Origin of the sequence: Citrobacter sp. MGH103 (genome assembly GCF_001034475.2) — a bacterium.
Lineage (GTDB): Bacteria > Pseudomonadota > Gammaproteobacteria > Enterobacterales > Enterobacteriaceae > Citrobacter > Citrobacter freundii.
This window is the reverse complement of sequence record NZ_CP073043.1, coordinates 150,888-164,725: the sequence shown is the minus strand read 5'-3', so window position 1 is coordinate 164,725 and position 13,838 is coordinate 150,888. Positions and strand designations below refer to the sequence as shown.

Here is a 13,838-nt window from a genome sequence, read left to right as displayed (position 1 = left end):
GCTGGTCAGTCTTATTATTAGTGTCTGGAAACAGATCCTATTTTGAGAATCTCATCAGACCATCTCAAGCTTTAGCGTAAGAACTCGGATTATTCCAGTGAGCTACGTTCGCAAAATATCGGTCAGACTTTTTTTAATGGACACAGAGGAACTGATGCAGCCCAAAATTTTCTGGATTGATAACCTGCGCGGGATAGCCTGTTTAATGGTCGTGATGATCCACACCACGACCTGGTACATCACCAATGCGCAAAGCGTCAGCCCGTTGAATTGGGATCTGGCTAACGTGCTCAATTCAGCCTCTCGCGTCAGCGTCCCGCTGTTCTTTATGATTTCGGGTTATCTGTTTTTTGGCGAGCGTAGCGCCAAACCGCGCCATTTCCTGCGCATCACGCTCTGCATTCTGTTTTACAGCAGCGTGGCGCTGGCCTATATCCTGCTGTTTACCTCGATCAACGCTGAGCTGTCGCTGAAGAACCTGCTGCAAAAGCCGGTGTTCTATCATCTGTGGTTTTTCTTCGCGATCGCCGTCATCTACCTGGTTTCTCCGCTGATACAGGTGAAAAATATCAGCGGCAAGATGCTGCTGGCGTTGATGGTGGTGATAGGCGTGATTGCCAATCCCAATACCGTCTCGCAAAAAATTGGCGGTTTTGAATGGCTACCCATTAACCTGTACATCAGCGGCGACACCTTCTATTACATCCTGTACGGCATGCTGGGCCGGGCGATTGGCATGATGGATACGCAAAAGCGCGCGCTCAGCTGGCTCTGTGCGGCGTTATTCATTACCGCAGTATTTATTATTTCTCGTGGCACATTGCATGAACTGCGCTGGCGAGGCAATTTTGCCGACACCTGGTACCTCTACTGCGGCCCTGCGGTATTTATTTGCGCCGTCTCACTCCTGACGCTGGTCAAAAATACGCTCAGCACACGTACTCTGCCGCTACTGGGCCTTATTTCTCGCCATTCATTGGGCATTTATGGTTTTCATGCGCTGATCATTCACGCGCTGCGCACCAATGGCATCGAACTCAAGAACTGGCCGCCGCTCGATATGCTGTGGATTTTCAGCGCCACGCTGGCGGGAAGCCTGCTGCTATCCATGCTGCTGCAACGCATCGATACGCGCAGGCTGGTGAGTTAATCCCCCGTATTTTGCAGGCGCAGCAATAAAGCTTGCCCCAGTAAACATACGATGAATGCCATCGGGTAAAGCCCCTTTTCAAGGGGCGATAATGGGGCGTTCCAGACGCCCACCAGCAGCAACCCTACCGTGATGAGTGTGACCATTTGACATACAGAGGTTAAGCGCTCGTCGCTCTGATCGAGATTTTCAGCACGCTGATAAACATATGTCACAAACATTCCCGTCATCAGCACGCCGAAAAAATAGCCTTTGCCACTCAATAACGGGCATGCCCGCCATAAGCCAATACTGTAAGTCAGTATGCCTGAGAGAAATAACATCCATGGCAACAGCCTTGTCGTCTTCATTGGGATCTCCTTATCCATCATGGATACAATATGAATAACCCGCTAAAGACAACACAGAAAAATGGCACTACGCCGGACTTTCAGAATAAATCCATGCGTACTAACTATTTATTGGATTGAAATATACATTTGATAAATCCCCTCTGTTTACCAGAGGGGAACGAGGATCAGGACATCAGCGGTTGCAACTGCTGGTAGATTCGGCGGAAGGTTTCCCGACGTTGTTGGTAAAGCGCGTGGCGCCCGGCGTCAGGATAATGCGCTTGTTCCAGCGTAAGCTGAGGCAGAAGGTCTGATAAAGGCCGCTGCGGATTCATGGCAATTTGCGCCAGTCGCGCTGCACCAAGTGCAGGGCCGACATCACCGCCGGTACGATAATCCAGCTGCAATCCGCTGATGTCAGATAGCATCTGACGCCAGTATTCACTGCGCGCCCCGCCGCCAATCAACGTAATGCTGGCGGGCTGCACGCCGCAGGCATGTACCACGTCCATACCGTCAGCCAGTGCAAACCCCACACCTTCCAGCACCGCCTGCGCCAGTTCTGCCGGACCATGCTGATGCGTCAGACCGAAAAATACGCCCTTGGCCTGCGGATTGTTATGCGGCGTACGTTCACCGGAAAGATAAGGTAAAAACCAGACCGGCTCCGCGAGTTCATCAGCCTGTTGCGCAGCGTCGATCAATGCAGGAACGCTCGCCAGTCCGGTTAATTTTGCCGCCCAGTCCAGACACGATGCCGCACTTAACATCACAGACATCAGATGCCATCGCTCAGGCAAAGCATGGCAAAAACTGTGAACCGCACTTTCCGGTTTGCTAAGGAAACCATCACTCACCGCAAAATAGACACCGGATGTCCCCAGCGAAAGCATCGCCTGACCGGCATTCATCATGCCTACGCCAACCGCCCCCGCCGCGTTATCACCACCTCCGGCAACAACCGCAACCTCCTGCATTCCCCAGGCTTTAGCGACGTCTGGCAACAAGGTTCCGGTAATCTCGCTGCCTTCATAGAGCGCAGGCATATGTGCGCGAGTCAATTTACAGGCAGCAAGCATGACATCGCTCCAGTCACGCTTCGCGACATCCAGCCACATTGTCCCTGCCGCATCAGACATATCGCTGGCAAAATCACCGGTCATGCGCAAACGCAGGTAATCTTTCGGCAGCAGGACTTTATCAATCAGGTTGAAAATCTCCGGCTCGTGGCGTTGCACCCACAGCAGTTTTGGCGCGGTAAAGCCAGGCATCATCAGGTTGCCGGTGATCGCACGAGACTGCGGAACCTGATTCTCCAGCATCACGCACTCTTCACCACAGCGACCATCGTTCCACAGAATAGCCGGACGCAATACCTTCTGTTGCTCATCCAGTAGCGTCGCGCCGTGCATCTGCCCGGCAATTCCCAACGCTTTCACCTCGCGAAGCGAATGCTGCTGACCCAGCGCTTTCACAGCCCGAACCGTTGCCGACCACCACTGCTCAGGGTCTTGTTCAGACCATAACGGATGCGGGCGCGAGACGGTGAGTTTCTCCGTGTGCGAAGCGACCACATCCCCCTGCTCGTTGAGCAGGATGGCCTTTACGCCTGATGTGCCAAGATCTATCCCGATATACATAAGGCATCGTTCCTTAAAGAAAGGCCCGGTAGCGCGAGCTGACCGGGCTTACGGACGTTCTCAGAAACCCGTTATTTGTCGAACAAATAATGGTTCACCAGATTTTCCAGCAATTCCTGATGACCGCTCTGGTGCACCGGCGCCAGGTTATGTTGTTCAGCGTACTGCGCAATTTCCGTCAGCGTCATCTGCCCTTTCAGAATTTGCTGGCCCAGCTCACCATTCCAACCGGCATAACGTTTTGCCACGCGCTGATCCAGACCACCGTCTTCAATCATACGGGCCGCAATTTTCAACGACAGTGCCATGGTATCCATCGCGCCAATATGACCATAGAACAGATCATATTTATCGGTACTCTGACGACGCACCTTGGCATCGAAGTTCAGGCCACCGGTGGTGAAACCGCCCGCCTTCAGGATTTCGTACATCACCAGCGCGTTCTCTTCTACGCTGTTCGGGAACTGATCCGTGTCCCAGCCCAGCTGCGCGTCACCACGGTTGGCATCGACAGAGCCAAACAGACCCAGCGCGATAGCGGTGGCGATTTCGTGATGGAACGAGTGGCCAGCCAGCGTGGCATGGTTAGCTTCGATATTCAGTTTGATCTCTTTTTCCAGACCGAACTGCTTGAGGAAGCCGTAGACGGTCGCCGCATCGTAGTCGTACTGGTGCTTGGTCGGTTCCTGCGGTTTCGGCTCGATAAGCAAAGTGCCCTGGAAACCGGTTTTGTGTTTGTGTTCCACCACCAGTTGCATGAAGCGACCAATTTGCTCACGTTCCTGACGCAGATCGGTATTCAGCAGCGTCTCATAGCCTTCACGACCACCCCACAGAACGTAGTTTTCACCGCCTAACTTGTGCGTGGCATCCATGGCCGTAACCACCTGCGTGGCGGCCCAGCTGAATACTTCCGGATCAGGGTTCGTGGCCGCACCCGCGCCGTAGCGTGGGTTGGTAAAGCAGTTTGCTGTTCCCCACAGCAGCTTCACGCCGCTCTGTTCCTGTTTTGCCGCCAGCACATCAACCATCTGCGCAAAGTTGTTTTTGTACTCTTTCAGTGAAGCCCCTTCAGGCGAGACATCCACATCATGGAAGCAGTAGTAAGGCACGTTCAGCTTGTGGAAGAACTCAAATGCCACGTCCGCCTTGCGTTTCGCCAGCGCCAGTGCTTCACCAGGCTGCTGCCACGGACGATCGAAAGCCCCCATACCGAACATATCCGCACCGTTCCAGCAGAAGGTATGCCAGTAGCAGGCAGCAAAACGCAGATGATCTTCCATACGTTTGCCCAACACGATTTCGTCAGGATTGTAATGGCGAAATGCGAGCGGGTTAGTGGATTGAGTACCTTCAAAACGAACACGATCGAGTTGGTCAAAATAAGCCGGCATAATAAGCTCCATAATCAGGTAATACGGTAAGTAAACTGCGATATGGCTATACTGGAATTTCCTGATTTATTGCTCAATTACGTTATTTCACACCGCTATTAAGAGAATACCCAAACGTGCGCTGGCTCCCAAAAAAACGCGCTGAAAAACGAAATAAAAAAGCGATCGCGATCGAAGGTTAGCCATTAAACAAAAAACCGTAATGCGCAGATGAAAAATGACAATTGTCATCCCGCTGACAGTATGTAAATTTTGCCTGGCCTCAGGCAATCAGGAAATTTGTCACGCTTCATCAAGCAGTCGTACCGGCGGTTTTGCTAGTATCGACAGGCCCACGTTAACCTTTCCAGGACAGGTTCTTATGTTTGATAAACGTCACCGCATCACTCTGTTATTCAATGCCAATAAAGCCTATGACCGTCAGGTGGTAGAAGGAGTGGGTGAATATTTACAGGCATCGCAATCCGAGTGGGATATATTCATTGAGGAAGATTTCCGCGCCCGTATCGATAATATTAAAGACTGGTTAGGCGATGGCGTTATTGCCGATTATGACGATGATGACATTGCGCAATTACTTGCCGATGTCGATGTTCCGATCATCGGCGTTGGGGGTTCCTACCATCGGGAGCAAGATTATCCCCCGGTACATTACATTGCTACCGACAACCACGCGCTGGTAGAAAGCGCTTTTCTGCATCTGAAAGAGAAAGGGGTTAACCGTTTTGCATTTTACGGCCTGCCTTCCTCAAGCGGTAAACGCTGGGCCGCAGAACGTGAATATGCCTTTTGCCAGTTGGTGGCTAAAGAAAAGTACCGCGGCGTCGTCTACCAGGGGCTGGAAACTGCGCCGGAAAACTGGCAGCACGCGCAAAATCGTCTGGCAGACTGGCTACAAACGTTGCCGCCGCAAACCGGCATTATCGCGGTCACCGACGCGCGGGCACGACACGTCCTGCAAGTCTGCGAGCACCTACATATCCCGGTACCGGAAAAGCTATGCGTGATAGGAATAGATAACGAAGAACTGACCCGTTACTTATCACGGGTAGCGCTGTCATCCGTAGCTCAGGGAGCCCGGCAGATGGGCTACCAGGCCGCAAAACTCCTGCACCGCTTGCTGGCGAATGAGGCGCTGCCGCTGCAACGCATTCTGGTTCCTCCGGTGCGCGTGGTTGAGCGGCGCTCAACCGATTACCGCTCCTTGACCGATCCTGCCGTCATTCAGGCGATGCACTTTATCCGCAATCATGCCTGCAAAGGGATTAAGGTTGAGCAAGTTCTTGATTCAGTAGGGATTTCACGTTCAAATCTGGAGAAGCGTTTTAAAGAAGAGGTCGGAGAGACTATCCACGCCGTGATTCATGCCGAAAAGCTGGAAAAAGCGCGCAGTCTGTTGATTTCTACCACGCTTTCAATCAACGAAATTTCACAGATGTGTGGCTATCCGTCTCTGCAGTATTTCTATTCGGTCTTCAAGAAAGAGTACGACACGACGCCAAAAGAGTATCGCGATGTGAACAGCGAAGTGTTGCTGTGAGGATTATTGCCGGATACGGCGAAGCCGCCATCCGGCACACAGAATTACATATGCGCGGCGATTAAACGCTGGTTATCCTGATACATTGCGAACAGATAGTTGTTGTAGCTCTGTCCTTTAGTGGAATAACCCTTCAGCTTATGGATCATCGCGGTAGCGGTGACTTCCTGATCGGCTTTACGCAACTGCGCACGTGATTTACGGAAAGAAGAGTAAGCCGGGTGCGTGTTCAGGTTGATGACGTAAGCATTCACCGACTCTTTCACCGATTCAAACTGTGAGTAGCCTTTCACCTTACCTGGGGCATTGTTACAACGACCTTTGCCACATTTCATGCCAAACAGGTTGTTATTGCTACGCGCCAGCTTCGACGTACCCCAGCCGCTTTCGGCCGCAGCCATGGTTGCCACCATACTGGTCGGGATAATGTCTACGCGCTCAAGCAGCGTATTCCACGGAATTTTACGCGTGTTGCCAGACCAGCTCACCTTGTAGCGCTTCGCGATGTCTTTCATACGCGTACGCTCAGTCGGTGACCAGCGGTTCTGGTACTGTTTTGAAATCAGCCAGTTACGGTCCGCAGTAATGGCAGCATTTTGACTGGTAATATAAGGCATAACCGTCCGGAGAAACGCTTTTTTCCTTGGTGTTCCGGAAGGGTATTTTCGCAAATCAGGAAGTGAACTACTCTTTGCACTATTGCGAGAATACTCTTGTTTACTGCTAACCTGTTTATTACTTGCCTTGGTTATCTGGGGCTTGTGACTCGTTGTCGCCGTGTGTGTCTTTGCCAGCACCTCACCCGAAAATGCAACGGTGAGTAACATAAGAATCATTGCCCCATATCGTCGAATGGGAGTCAATATCATTAGGTCTCCTGGTCGGATTTATACATTCCAACACCTTATATTTTTCACAAAAATGAGAGATGAATCTCAAATCATATCAAAAATAGCCGTCAAGAGCACCCAAAGGAATAGTCCAATTCTGAAACTATGTCACGCATTAACGGTTCAGGGTGCCATTAATTCGAAGAAAATGTGGAGGTTATCGCAAAATAAGTTCATTTTTTGAACGCGATCGCTCACCCTCACTTCTCCTCCTGGCGGAATCGACTCAAAGGATGAGTTTCCAGCCTGATTTCACTGGCAAACTGGCGAAAACAGCAGCACCAAGGACAGCATTATGAAACTTGCCGCCGTTGCGCTGGCGCTCATGCCCGGCATTGCCATCGCCTCATCATGGACTTCTCAGGGACTCCCCAACTTCGAAGCGGAAGGTACGGGTAAATTCGTCAGCCATGCAGCGTTGACGAAGGGTACTCGTCCTTTAATCCTAAATTTTGACCAACAGTGCTGGCAGCCTGCTGATGCGATAAAACTCAACCAGATGCTATCGCTAAAACCGTGTGAAGGCGCGCCGCCGCAGTGGCGTTTATTCAAAGACGGCGATTACACGCTGGAAGTCGATACTCGCTCCGGAACGCCAACGTTGATGCTCTCGGTAAAAAGCGCCGCAGACCCTGTCACGACCCAGATTCGCCAGTGCCCGAAATGGGATGGTTCGCCGTTAACACTGGATGTGAGCCAGACCTTTCCGGAAGGTGCCGTGGTGCGCGATTACTACAGCAAACAAACGGCAACGGTAAAGAATGGGTCGATTACCCTACAGCCTGCCGCAGCCAGTAACGGGCTGTTGCTGCTGGAACGGGCGGAAACCGATGCCCCGGCTGCTTTCGACTGGCATAACGCTACGGTGTATTTCGTTCTGACGGATCGCTTTGTAAATGGTGACCCAGGCAACGACCACAGCTACGGACGTCGCAACGACGGCATGCAGGAAATTGGCACTTTCCACGGTGGCGATTTGCGCGGACTCACCAGTAAACTCGACTACCTGCAACAGTTGGGCGTCAACGCCTTGTGGATCAGCGCACCGTTTGAGCAAATTCACGGTTGGGTCGGCGGTGGCACCAAAGGCGATTTCCCCCACTACGCTTATCACGGCTATTACACTCAGGACTGGACTACGCTCGATGCGAATATGGGTAATGAAGCTGACCTGCGTGCCCTGGTTGACGGTGCGCACCAGCGCGGCATTCGTATCCTGTTCGATGTCGTCATGAATCATACCGGCTACGCCACGCTGGCGGATATGCAGGAGTATCAGTTTGGGGCGCTGTACTTGTCGGGCGATGAACTGAAAAACACGCTCGGTGAACGCTGGACGGACTGGAAGCCAGCCGCCGGGCAAAGCTGGCACAGCTTTAATGATTACATCAACTTCAGCGATAAAACAGGTTGGGAAAAATGGTGGGGGAAAAACTGGATCCGTACCGATATTGGCGATTACGACAATCCTGGCTTTGACGACCTGACCATGTCACTGGCCTTCCTGCCCGATCTGAAAACCGAATCCACCACGCCTTCCGGGCTGCCAAACTTTTATCAGCACAAACCAGATACGCACGCTAAAGCTATCGCCGGTTACACGCCCCGCGATTATCTGACGCACTGGCTCAGCCAGTGGGTGCGTGATTACGGGATTGACGGCTTTCGGGTTGATACCGCCAAACACGTCGAGCTTCCCGCCTGGCAGCAATTAAAAACACAGGCCAGCGCAGCGCTGGCTGAATGGAAGAAAGCCAACCCGGATAAAGCGCTGGATGATAAATCTTTCTGGATGACCGGCGAGGCCTGGGGTCACGGCGTGATGCAAAGCGACTATTACCGACACGGCTTTGATGCGATGATCAATTTCGACTATCAGGAGCAGGCGGCAAAGGCCGTCGATTGTCTGGCAAATATGGATGTCACCTGGCAACAAATGGCTGAAAAACTGCAGGATTTCAACGTCCTGAGCTATCTCTCCTCGCACGATACGCGTCTGTTTCGCGAAGGTGGAGACAAAGCCGCCGAGCTATTGCTGCTGGCGCCTGGCGCGGTACAACTCTTTTACGGCGACGAGTCGGCCCGACCCTTTGGACCAACAGGCTCAGACCCATTGCAGGGCACGCGCTCAGAAATGAACTGGCAGGATGTGAGCGGGAAATCTGCCACCAGCGTCGCACACTGGCAGCGCATCAGTCAGTTCCGAGCCAGACATCCCGCCATCGGCACCGGTAAACAGACTACGCTTACCCTGAAGCAGGGATACGGATTTATCCGCGAGCATGACGACGATAAGGTGATGGTGGTGTGGGCCGGCCAGCCCTGATCCCAACAGGCTTCCCGCTGTGCATACGGCGGGAAGCCCAACACAAAATAAAAAACCAGCCAGGCAAACATCTGCAGCACAAAACATCAATCCGGTCCGCTTCCCCTGATTTGCACCCTGCCATGGGTAGCGCTATGGTTAGCCACTTTACTACTCAGTTCGACAGACCCCCTGCTATGACATTCTCACTTTTTGGCGACAAATTTACCCGCCATTCAGGCATCACCCGCCTGATGGAGGACCTCAACGACGGTTTATGCACCCCAGGTGCCATCATGCTCGGCGGTGGTAATCCGGCGCAAATTCCAGAGATGCAAAATTACTTCCAGTCTCTGCTGACAGATATGCTGGCAAACGGCAAAGCCACTGATGCGCTTTGCAATTATGACGGTCCGCAAGGGAAAACCGAGCTCCTGTCTGAGCTGGCGAAACTGCTACGTGAGAAGCAGGGTTGGGATATCGAGCCACAAAATATTGCACTGACAAATGGCAGTCAGAGCGCGTTTTTCTACTTATTCAATCTGTTCGCCGGACGCCGCGCTGACGGAACAACGCAAAAAGTGTTATTCCCATTAGCCCCGGAATACATTGGCTATGCCGATTCCGGGCTAGAAGAAGATCTTTTCGTCTCCGCGCGTCCGAACATCGAACTGTTACCGGAAGGCCAGTTTAAGTATCACGTTGATTTTGAACACCTGCACATCGGTGAAGAGACGGGGATGATCTGCGTGTCACGCCCGACTAACCCGACAGGCAACGTGATCACAGACGACGAGCTGATGAAGCTGGACCGGCTGGCCAACCTGCATGGGATCCCGCTGGTGATTGATAACGCCTATGGCGTACCATTCCCTGGCATCATCTTTAGCGAAGCGCGTCCGCTGTGGAACCCCAACATTGTGCTGTGCATGAGCCTTTCCAAGCTGGGCCTGCCAGGTTCCCGCTGCGGCATCATTATCGCCAATGAAAAAATCATCACTGCGATTACCAATATGAACGGCATCATCAGCCTTGCTCCAGGCGGAATGGGACCGGCGATGATGTGCGAGATGATTAAACGTAACGATCTACTGCGCCTGTCCGAAACGGTTATTAAACCGTTTTACTATCAGCGCGTTCAGGAGACGATTGCGATTATTCGCCGCTACTTATCAGAAGATCGCTGCCTTATCCATAAACCAGAGGGCGCGATTTTCCTGTGGCTTTGGTTCAAAGATTTGCCCATTACTACTGAACTGCTGTATCAGCGCCTGAAAGCGCGCGGCGTACTGATGGTTCCCGGTGACTACTTCTTCCCGGGGCTGGATAAACCCTGGCCGCATACCCATCAGTGCATGCGGATGAACTACGTGCCAGAACCAGAGAAAATCGAAGCTGGCGTGAAGATTCTGGCTGAAGAGATCGAACGCGCCTGGCTGGAAGGCTAACGCAAACCCGACCCAAGTGCGGGTCGGGCTCACTTCACAGCGGTTGTGAACGCAGACGCTGTCGCTGAATACTGACGGCATCAATACACTGCAACGCGCTGGTCGGGCAGGCTTCTACACACGCTGGCCCCGTCTCACGATGCCAGCACAAATCGCATTTTATCGCCTGCACCCGCGACGAACGGGCAACGACATTCATTGCCCCAAACGGGCAGGCCAGCATACAGCTTTTACAACCAATACAACGTGTCTGTTCAACGAAGATATGCCCATGTTCACGACGAATGGCGTGCGTTGGGCAAACATTCGCACAGGGAGCGTCTTCGCATTGATGGCAGGCGACCGCCGTTGTAAAGGCGTCATCTTTGATTACCCGAATCCGCGGTATAAACGCAGAAGAAGAGACCGACGCACAGTCCTGGTTTTGCTGGTGCGCGACGACGCAGGCAACTTCGCAGGTACGACACCCAATACATTTTGCCGCATCCGCCATAATAAACCCGTTCATTGCCTTCTCCGTCGCCGTTAAAAACCACAGAGTGCCAGAGAGGCTATCCCTGTCGCTTTGATCGGACAGGGGAAACGGTTAAATAGTGTCAGGTGCCTGAATAACTATGGATCTCTGCCTAATCGCGAACGGTAAAACCCAGCTCATTTGAAATCGCCTGCGCGGTTTCCCGTAGTGGCTTGAGTAGATTTTTTTCCCCTATCTGCTTAAGTCGCGAGGTAGAGAGTGAAATTGACACCGCGTACGGCACCCGACCATGAATATCAAACACCGGCACGGCAATACAGGAAACGCCCAGTTCGTTCTCTTCCCGATCCATCGCCATACTGCTTTCGCGTATCTGCGCCAATTCGTCGTACATCGCCGGTAAACCGGTAATGGTATTGCGGGTCAGTGGCTGAATAAGATCCTGATGGCTCTCCCAGTAGGCTTCCACATAATCCGCATGCCCAAACGCCATGTAAATTTTACCCATCGCCGAGCAATACAGCGGCATATGTTGGCCGATATAAGCGCGGGTACGCAGCATGCCCGTCGTCGGTTCCAGCTTATAAATCAGAATCGCGTGGTCATCTTCACGGCTTGAGAAGTTGATGGTTTCACCGGTGGCGATATTCAGCGCTTCGAGGTGCGGCGCAGCAACATGGATGATGTTCAGTGACGACAACGCCTTCTGACCCACGGCAATAAATTTGGTGGTCAGGCGATAACTCCCTGCCGCTGGCGCGGGGGTGACATACCCACAGGATTGCAGCCCTTGCAGGAGTCGATGCACAGTACTTTTGTTCAGCCCTGCCAGTCCAGACAAATGCGCCAACGGGCACCCATTCGGATAGTTACTCAGAATCTCAATCAACATCAAACCACGGAACAGGCTCTGACTTCCGGCTGGCCTCTCTTTGTCTTGCGTCATTTCACTCTCTTTTGTGCCCATCGCTTCCGCTCCCCTTTTCGTCGCGCTCTGATGGTAGCGCAAAGTGTGTTTCAGTTCACGATCTGAACCGAAAAAACACAACTATTTGATTTTGATGATTTTAAAAAATAGACCACCCCGTTGATCTGTCAAAATTTGATCGCTATATTTGAAATCAGATTTCGCATAGTGAAATTTAGAGACAAAAAAGCGATCAAATTTAAACAAGGAAACAGGAATGAAAGTCACTTTTGAGCAGTTGAAAGATGCGTTCAATCGGGTACTGCTGGCACGCGGTATCGCCGTTGAAACCGCCGATGCCTGTGCCGAAATGTTTGCGCGCACCACCGAGTCCGGCGTGTATTCACACGGCGTGAATCGTTTTCCTCGTTTTATTCAGCAATTAGATAACGGCGACATCATTCCTGAGGCCAAACCGCAACGCATTACTAGCCTGGGAGCGATTGAACAATGGGATGCCCAGCGTTCGATCGGAAATCTGACGGCGAAAAAGATGATGGACAGAGCCATTGAGCTGGCCTCCGATCACGGTATTGGCCTGGTCGCACTGCGTAACGCCAACCACTGGATGCGCGGCGGCAGCTATGGCTGGCAGGCGGCGGAGAAAGGTTACATCGGTATCTGCTGGACTAACTCGATTGCCGTCATGCCGCCGTGGGGTTCGAAAGAGTGCCGCATTGGTACTAACCCGTTGATCGTCGCGATCCCCTCATCGCCAATCACCATGGTTGATATGTCGATGTCGATGTTCTCCTACGGCATGCTGGAAGTGAATCGCTTGGCCGGTCGCGAACTGCCGGTAGATGGTGGCTTTGATGATGAAGGCAATCTCACTAAAGAGCCGGGCGTTATCGAAAAAAACCGCCGCATTTTACCAATGGGTTACTGGAAAGGTTCAGGTCTGTCGATTGTGCTGGATATGATCGCCACCCTGCTTTCAGACGGTTCTTCCGTGGCCGAGGTCACCCAGGACAACAGCGATGAATATGGCGTTTCACAGATTTTTATCGCCATTGAAGTGGATAAGCTTATCGACGGCGCCACCCGCGACGCCAAACTGCAGCGCATTATGGATTTCATCACCTCCGCCGAACGCGCCGATGAAAACACACCTGTCCGCCTGCCGGGCCACGAGTTTACAAAGCTGCTGGAAGAAAACCGCCGCAACGGTATCACCGTTGATGACAGCGTCTGGGCCAAAATTCAGGCCCTGTAAGGAGCAACACCATGATCTTCGGACATATTGCTCAGCCTAACCCATGTCGTTTACCCGCGGCGATTGAAAGGGCACTCGACTTTCTGCGCAGCACAGATTTCCGCAATCTGGAACCGGGTGTGGTAGAAATCGACGGTAAAAATATCTTCGCGCAGGTTATCGATTTAACCACGCGTGACGTTGCCGAAAATCGCCCGGAGGTGCATCGCCGCTACCTGGATATTCAATTTCTGGCCTGGGGCGAAGAGAAAATCGGGATCGCGATTGATACCGGGAATAACCAAATCAGCGAATCATTATTAGAACAGCGCGATATTATTTTTTATCACGCCAGCGAACATGAATCTTTCATTGAAATGATTCCGGGAAGTTATGCCATATTTTTCCCGCAGGATGTTCATCGCCCTGCATGTCATAAAACTGTCGCCACGCCGATCCGCAAAATAGTCGTGAAGGTTGCTATTTCAGTTTTATAAAAAGG

12 protein-coding genes are annotated in these 13,838 nt (G+C 52.2%); 6 read left to right on the top strand and 6 right to left on the bottom strand.

Annotated features, from left to right (window positions below; translation table 11 throughout):
- Positions 1-154: 154 nt before the first annotated feature.
- Positions 155-1,150, top strand: a complete 996-nt coding sequence (locus SK33_RS00790; RefSeq protein ID WP_048218932.1) for an acyltransferase — start codon at positions 155-157, stop codon at positions 1,148-1,150.
- Here the strand turns inward: SK33_RS00790 and yiaB are convergent.
- The 3 genes from yiaB to xylA all read right to left on the bottom strand — a co-directional run bounded on the left by yiaB (position 1,147) and on the right by xylA (position 4,516).
- The gene (gene yiaB / locus SK33_RS00785; RefSeq protein ID WP_048218816.1) at positions 1,147-1,500 is read right to left on the bottom strand and encodes an inner membrane protein YiaB; all 354 of its coding nucleotides are present in this window, start codon (positions 1,498-1,500) and stop codon (positions 1,147-1,149) included. The genes SK33_RS00790 and yiaB overlap by 4 nt on opposite strands.
- A 167-nt stretch (positions 1,501-1,667) precedes the next feature.
- A complete protein-coding gene (gene xylB / locus SK33_RS00780) occupies positions 1,668-3,122 on the bottom strand; it encodes a xylulokinase (protein WP_048218817.1) in 1,455 nt (484 codons plus the stop codon).
- A 71-nt stretch (positions 3,123-3,193) separates the two neighbouring features.
- Positions 3,194-4,516, bottom strand: coding sequence for a xylose isomerase (gene xylA, locus SK33_RS00775; RefSeq protein WP_003024252.1), 1,323 nt, complete (start codon positions 4,514-4,516; stop codon positions 3,194-3,196).
- Between the two features lie 361 nt (positions 4,517-4,877).
- On the opposite strand from xylA, the gene xylR reads away from it, so the two are divergent.
- On the top strand, positions 4,878-6,056 hold the full coding sequence (xylR, locus tag SK33_RS00770; protein ID WP_003024250.1) for a D-xylose utilization transcriptional activator XylR: 1,179 nt from the start codon (positions 4,878-4,880) through the stop codon (positions 6,054-6,056).
- Positions 6,057-6,100: 44 nt separating this feature from the next.
- Here the strand turns inward: xylR and SK33_RS00765 are convergent, their stop codons facing one another.
- Positions 6,101-6,925 carry a protein bax gene (locus SK33_RS00765; RefSeq protein WP_003024247.1) on the bottom strand — a complete coding sequence of 275 codons (825 nt, stop codon included), beginning with the start codon at positions 6,923-6,925 and terminating at the stop codon, positions 6,101-6,103.
- A gap of 316 nt (positions 6,926-7,241) precedes the next feature.
- On the opposite strand from SK33_RS00765, the gene malS reads away from it, so the two are divergent.
- Together malS and avtA are read left to right on the top strand one after the other, a co-directional pair.
- Complete coding sequence (gene malS / locus SK33_RS00760) at positions 7,242-9,272, top strand: alpha-amylase (RefSeq protein WP_048218818.1); 2,031 nt, start codon at positions 7,242-7,244, stop codon at positions 9,270-9,272.
- Between the two features lie 176 nt (positions 9,273-9,448).
- Positions 9,449-10,699 carry a valine--pyruvate transaminase gene (gene avtA, locus SK33_RS00755; protein ID WP_048218819.1) on the top strand — a complete coding sequence of 417 codons (1,251 nt, stop codon included), beginning with the start codon at positions 9,449-9,451 and terminating at the stop codon, positions 10,697-10,699.
- A gap of 34 nt (positions 10,700-10,733) precedes the next feature.
- On the opposite strand, the gene SK33_RS00750 is transcribed toward avtA, so the two are convergent.
- Both SK33_RS00750 and yiaJ read right to left on the bottom strand, forming a co-directional pair.
- Positions 10,734-11,207 carry a 4Fe-4S dicluster domain-containing protein gene (locus tag SK33_RS00750; RefSeq protein WP_048218820.1) on the bottom strand — a complete coding sequence of 158 codons (474 nt, stop codon included), beginning with the start codon at positions 11,205-11,207 and terminating at the stop codon, positions 10,734-10,736.
- A 118-nt stretch (positions 11,208-11,325) separates the two neighbouring features.
- On the bottom strand, positions 11,326-12,141 hold the full coding sequence (yiaJ, locus tag SK33_RS00745) for an IclR family transcriptional regulator YiaJ (protein WP_048218821.1): 816 nt from the start codon (positions 12,139-12,141) through the stop codon (positions 11,326-11,328).
- A gap of 217 nt (positions 12,142-12,358) precedes the next feature.
- Between yiaJ and yiaK the strand changes: the two genes are divergently transcribed.
- Positions 12,359-13,357, top strand: coding sequence for a 3-dehydro-L-gulonate 2-dehydrogenase (yiaK, locus tag SK33_RS00740; protein ID WP_003024235.1), 999 nt, complete (start codon positions 12,359-12,361; stop codon positions 13,355-13,357).
- 11 nt (positions 13,358-13,368) lie between these two features.
- Positions 13,369-13,833 carry a YhcH/YjgK/YiaL family protein gene (locus tag SK33_RS00735; RefSeq protein WP_003024232.1) on the top strand — a complete coding sequence of 155 codons (465 nt, stop codon included), beginning with the start codon at positions 13,369-13,371 and terminating at the stop codon, positions 13,831-13,833.
- Positions 13,834-13,838: the final 5 nt, after the last annotated feature.

Bases quoted from the DNA above. Each gene is read 5' to 3' on its own strand.
- SK33_RS00750 (WP_048218820.1), bottom strand. From the start codon at position 11,207: ATGAACGGGTTTATTATGGCGGATGCGGCAAAATGTATTGGGTGTCGT.
- SK33_RS00735 (WP_003024232.1), top strand. From the start codon at position 13,369: ATGATCTTCGGACATATTGCTCAGCCTAACCCATGTCGTTTACCCGCG.
- yiaJ (WP_048218821.1), bottom strand. From the start codon at position 12,141: ATGGGCACAAAAGAGAGTGAAATGACGCAAGACAAAGAGAGGCCAGCC.
- avtA (WP_048218819.1), top strand. From the start codon at position 9,449: ATGACATTCTCACTTTTTGGCGACAAATTTACCCGCCATTCAGGCATC.
- SK33_RS00790 (WP_048218932.1), top strand. From the start codon at position 155: ATGCAGCCCAAAATTTTCTGGATTGATAACCTGCGCGGGATAGCCTGT.
- xylR (WP_003024250.1), top strand. From the start codon at position 4,878: ATGTTTGATAAACGTCACCGCATCACTCTGTTATTCAATGCCAATAAA.
- SK33_RS00765 (WP_003024247.1), bottom strand. From the start codon at position 6,925: ATGATATTGACTCCCATTCGACGATATGGGGCAATGATTCTTATGTTA.
- yiaK (WP_003024235.1), top strand. From the start codon at position 12,359: ATGAAAGTCACTTTTGAGCAGTTGAAAGATGCGTTCAATCGGGTACTG.
- malS (WP_048218818.1), top strand. From the start codon at position 7,242: ATGAAACTTGCCGCCGTTGCGCTGGCGCTCATGCCCGGCATTGCCATC.
- xylA (WP_003024252.1), bottom strand. From the start codon at position 4,516: ATGCCGGCTTATTTTGACCAACTCGATCGTGTTCGTTTTGAAGGTACT.
- yiaB (WP_048218816.1), bottom strand. From the start codon at position 1,500: ATGAAGACGACAAGGCTGTTGCCATGGATGTTATTTCTCTCAGGCATA.
- xylB (WP_048218817.1), bottom strand. From the start codon at position 3,122: ATGTATATCGGGATAGATCTTGGCACATCAGGCGTAAAGGCCATCCTG.